Annotated in this window: 4 protein-coding genes; all 4 read left to right on the plus strand. The window is 59.0% G+C overall.

Going from position 1 to position 5,159, the window contains the following annotated elements; genetic code table 11:
• Nucleotides 1-1,868 (plus strand): AsmA-like C-terminal region-containing protein (locus ABX749_RS20980; RefSeq protein WP_372897694.1); only part of this gene is annotated, 1,868 nt, incomplete at its 5' end.
• Between the two features lie 19 nt (nt 1,869-1,887).
• Nucleotides 1,888-2,781: a polysaccharide biosynthesis/export family protein gene (locus ABX749_RS20985; RefSeq protein ID WP_372897695.1), complete on the plus strand. Its 894-nt coding sequence runs from the start codon at nt 1,888-1,890 to the stop codon at nt 2,779-2,781.
• Nucleotides 2,782-3,106: 325 nt separating this feature from the next.
• Nucleotides 3,107-4,720: a ribulokinase gene (locus tag ABX749_RS20990; RefSeq protein WP_372897696.1), complete on the plus strand. Its 1,614-nt coding sequence runs from the start codon at nt 3,107-3,109 to the stop codon at nt 4,718-4,720.
• A gap of 141 nt (nt 4,721-4,861) precedes the next feature.
• Nucleotides 4,862-5,159: hypothetical protein (locus ABX749_RS20995; RefSeq protein WP_372897697.1), on the plus strand; the 298-nt coding region annotated here is incomplete at its 3' end.

Raw genomic sequence — 5,159 nt, forward strand, 5'->3', positions numbered from 1 at the left:
CGTCGTTGAGTGGCAAGATTCACGTCGATGCGATCGCAAAAACGTTTCACAGCACGGGCACCGCCATGCTGTCCGATGTGACCTATGCGGACGCGCAAATCGGATCGGCCGACTTGGATTGGAGCGTCGAATCGTCTGGTGTCACGCTGCGCACACAGTCAAATGATTTCCTGGGCGGAACCTACGCCTTGAATGCGCACCTCGCGGAACTGGATTGGACCCGAACCACGCTCGACTTGCGATTCAAAGAGATCCAATGTTTGAAAGGACCAGAATTGTTAGGGATCGACATTCCGGTCACGGGAACGATTGAAGGTGGATGTCGGTTGACATCGATCGGGGCGTTGAACGATTTGCGCGGCAACGGCTGGATACGAAGCCGCGGCGTTTCGATACACCAAGTTCCCGTGAGCCTCAATCAAGGTCGATTCACCATTGCCGAAGGCACGGCAGAACTCTCCGCCGAAGGCGAGAGTTTAAACGGCACCTACAACGCCAACGCCAAGTGTCGGCTCGACGAAACCCTTGCGTTTGCGAAACAGAAGAATCGCGACCTGCGTCGATTGCCGGTCATCGCCAAGGCCACGTTGACGGGCCTCTCGATTGGTCAGTCCGTACGTTCGCTCGGCGCAAGCGGTGCGTTACAACCGTTGACCGGCGTCGTGCATGCAAGCTGTGTCCGAGACGAATCGACACAGGCCGAGGGGTTGATATGCACGGCATCCGCGACCGCAGAAAATCTAAGCTGGCATGGAAAGTCGCTCACGGATCGATCAACCGCAACGGTTCGCCTTCATCCCGATCGCTTGGAGCTTTCGGGCATCGACGGTCGACTCGCCGGTGGTCGAATCACCGGTCGGGGTGAAGTCGCCTTGGACGGCTCACAGCGAGGTTATTTTCAATTGGCCGTCGATCGCATCAGCTTGCGTCAAGCGGCTGCACCTCTGGGACGGTCCATCAAAGGGGTTACCGGAACGGCCAGCGTGCAGGTCGACGGCCGGCTGGGGAGCGTCATCACCGGCCGCGCACAGATTTCGGCGAACCATCCCTCCGTTTCAAACTTGAACGTCCGCGCGGTGCGGTTTCCCGTCGACTGGTCGTTCACGCCCGCCACGCAGCGTTTCGGATGGCGATGCCGAGCCGGGGTGATCGATGCAGGCGCCGGCAAGATCAATGTTTCCACCGAAGGTGATTTCGCGCGAACGCTCAACATGCGAATGACGGCCAAGCTGGATCACATCGACACCTCGAAAATGCTGCGCGGGGGTGCCACCGACCTGGGAATCATTGACGGGCGAGTCCATCTCAAAGCCAATCGCGCGCGTTCGCTCAATCAAATCAGCGGAACGTTTGACGTCAACCTGTCGAAAGTCGATTCGATGAACCTGCCGATTCTGGATCAATTGGGTGCCTTGATCAATCTCGCTCCCACGCTGTCCACCGACCAAGACAACCAGGGGACGATCCAGGGCCGTCTGGCGGGCGGGCTGGTTCATTTGGATCGACTCGCAATCTCGCAAAGCAACGTCCAGGTCTTGATGGACGGGCAGGCGACGCTGGACGGACGGCTGGATTTTGACATCACCGCCGCGACCGGCCAAACCGGCCCGGCCGACGGGCTGGCTGCGTTGGCCAGTTCTCCCATCTTGCTGGCCGCACCGGCGCCGGTCGCGTTGGTCTTAAAAGCCAACGAAGCGATGAAAGACCGCGTGGTGCATGTTCACGTGGGCGGCACCGCAACCCGCCCCGTCTTGCGGCTCCAGCCCGGGAAACAACTCGCTCAAGACACGCTTCGATTCTTTTTGAAAAACAGTTTTGGTTCGCAGGTCGCAGACGCTGTTGATACGTCGCGACGCGGCTTTCGATAGGAAGACAGGAAATATTACGATGCAGTCAGTACTAAAGAAACACGGACGTCGATCCACGACAGCGACACTGGAGTTCCCGGTGACGGCTTGCATGTTCGTCGTCGTCGTGGCGGCGTTGCTCCCGGGTTGCCGCACGGCATCGTCGCTAGGGCTGCCGGTATCGGCCAATTCGAATCGGTTGCTGCCCTACGCGTCACATCTGCGACAAAGCGTGGGCCACCGCCCCGATATTGCAACCGAATTGGCCAAACAGGCCTTGCCACCGCACCGCGTCGAAGCCGGCGACATCTTGGTTATCGAACCCAACGATTTCAATTCGCCGATTCGTTTACAGAGCGATCAAACCGTTCCACAAGACGGCGTCATCGAGTTGGGCGAATACGGTCGCATTGCCGTGACCGGTTTGAACACCGAAGAGATTCAACAACTCGTTCAAGCACGCATCGCGGCCCGCGAAACGGTCCGGCGAAAAGGTCAGATCGGTTTGGCGACACACCGTCAGAATGCTGATTCGGCCGGCGAAAGCGTCCCGGATTACGGGATCACGGTGCGATTGGTCAATCTGGAGAACGCACAGTACTACGTGATGGGTGAAGTGAATGCGCCGGGTTCGTATCCGCTTGTCGGAGCCGAAACGGTGCTCGATGCCGTGATTGCAGCAGGCGGGCTTTCCGATCGCGCCAATGAGCACCAAGTCATCTTGACACGTCCCCAATTGGACGGCCAGCCACGTCAGATTTTGCCTGTTTGCTACAAACAAATTCTACAACTTGGCGATGTCTCGACCAACTATCAGCTGCAACCCGGCGATCGCGTTTACGTTCCCAGTGTCACGCTGTGGGAAGACGTCAAACAGAGTCTGACATTCGGCAGCGACAAAAGCTGTCCGCACTGCCGAACTTACCAACGCTAGATTCCTGCGCGAATCCGTTTCGAAGGTCACGCTGGGCGTGACGCCAGGCATGCGATCGACTGACTGCGGCACGGTTGCGAAATGCGGCATAGGCTGTCGAACACACGTCACGCTCTTGTTAGACTAGTGCTCTATCGCAGCTTAATTTCCAGGTAGTGGACGAGGCGCCGAGTCCTTGCCAATATGCCGACTACAGAGGACTCGTCGCCTCGCCCACTACCGCCTACCGGAAAACCAAGGTGCGGCGGAATACTAGTCTTAGTAGACGACGTCCGACTGCCGTCAAGGTTGGCGTCGCCTCTGGAGCCTGATCAACTGGAAACTGATGACCGCTGTAAATGATTCTGTCGCGTTGGGACTTGATTTTGGAACGGAGTCGGCGCGGGCAGTTCTCGTCGACCGCAATGGATGCGAATTGGCTGTCTGTGAGAACCCGTATCGTCACGGACAAATCACGCAAATCCTGCCGACCAGCGGCGCCGCGCTGCCGCAACACTTCGCGCTCCAGAACCCCGCCGATTGGATTGAGTCGGCCGCCAAAGCGACGACTGACGCGATCAAAACATCGGGCATCGATGTTCGCCGTGTCGTCGGCATTGGAGTCGATTTCACCAGCTGCACCATGTTGCCGACCCAGTTGGATGGCACGCCGTTGTGCGAGTTGGAACGGTTTCGGGACACACCCTTGGCCTGGCCGAAACTCTGGAAACATCACGGCGCGATCGAACAAACCGATCGCATGAACCGAATTGCCAAAGAACGCAACGAGGCGTTCATGGATCGTTACGGCGGGACCATCGGTTTGGAATGGTTCTTTCCCAAAATGCTGGAAACAATTGACAAGGCACCGGAGGTCGCCGACGCCGCCGAAGTTTGGCTGGAAGCCGGTGACTGGTTTGTCTGGCAACTGGTGGGCTGTGATGCGGCTGAATTGCCAAGGTCAACCTGCCAAGCCGGTTACAAAGCATTGTGGTCGGCCGAGACCGGGTACGCATCGGACGCTTACTTTGCGGCCGTGGACCCGGCCCTGGCGGCAGCGGCGCGCGACAAAATGCCCGGCCGAATGTTGTCGCCGGGCCAGTTCGCCGGAACGCTTTGTGAAGCCTTGGCCGATCGTCTCGGATTGCCCGCCGGCATCGCGGTTGCCGCTGCCACCATCGATGCCCATGCCGCGGTGCCCGGCGTCGGTGAAGCCGAACCGGGGACGCTGGTCATGGTGATGGGGACCAGCAGTTGTCACATGCTCAATGCCCGCGAAGGCAAACCAGTTGACGGGGTGGCGGGAATTGTCGACGGAGGAATTTTGCCCGGGATGTTCGGCTATGAAACCGGACAAGCCGCCGTGGGTGATGCGTTCGCCTGGTTGTTGAAACTACTGAACCTGGACTCCTTTGAGCAACTCGCCAAAGACGCGATCGCGCTGCCAGCCGGAGCCGACGGCGTGATGTGCTTGGACTGGATGAACGGCTGTCGCACGCCGTTGATGGATGGAACCGTCAAAGGTGCCTTCAGCGGATTGACGCTGGCGACCACTCCGGCTCACATGTATCGAGCTCTTCTGGAAGCGTCTGCGTTCGGGGTACGCTGGATTGTCGATGTCCTTCGCGAAGGCGAAATCCCCGTCGATCGGTACGTCGCAAGCGGCGGATTGCCCCATCACAATCCCGCCGTCGTCCAAGTCTATGCCGATGTGCTGGGGAGCGAAATCGAGGTGCATCCGTCCCAACAAGGACCCGCGATCGGTGCGGCCGTGCTGGGCATGATCGCCGCAGGCGAATCCAAGAGCGGTTTCGCCAGCGTTGCCGATTCGGCACGCGCGATGGCAGCCGTGCCCGAATCCCAAAAGCAGATCGTCAAACCGAATCGCGATCACGAATCAAGCTATCGAGAACTGTACCAACGCTACCGGAAACTCGCCGATGTGATGCAGAACTTGTAGCGTGGGGTTTTCGGTGGCGGGGCAATGGAAGGCAGAATGATGGGAAGCAAGAGGATGGTGCGGTAGAATCATTTCCTACAGGATGCAGGGCTGCGGCGCGACGACGCGGAGGACTCGGAATCAATTACGATGGGGATGAACATGCGATACGACTGTTCGGCCGACCGCCATTGGCGCACTCTGGGATGCATCGGCGTGGCAGTGGTTTTCGCCCTGCCGGCAGTGGCCGTCGAAGAACCCCTGCGCGGTGAAGCGAAGCGACCGACCACGATCACACAGCTGATCGACGATTGGTTTTGGCCAGATCCCTACAGTCATCTCGGGCACGTCCGATCCAACGGTGCGGGCTGGGAATGGGTACGCATCGCCGCTGACGTCAAGGCCGGGACCGACGCCGGATTGTCGTCAGAACAAATCTCTGCGATCGCCGCGATCTATC

It is taken from the genome of Stieleria sp. (assembly GCF_041595215.1).
In the GTDB taxonomy this organism is placed as follows: Bacteria; Planctomycetota; Planctomycetia; order Pirellulales; family Pirellulaceae; genus Stieleria; species Stieleria magnilauensis.

Coding starts and splice junctions, on each gene's coding strand:
- ABX749_RS20985 (WP_372897695.1), top strand. CDS start 1,888: ATGCAGTCAGTACTAAAGAAACACGGACGTCGATCCACGACAGCGACA.
- ABX749_RS20990 (WP_372897696.1), top strand. CDS start 3,107: ATGACCGCTGTAAATGATTCTGTCGCGTTGGGACTTGATTTTGGAACG.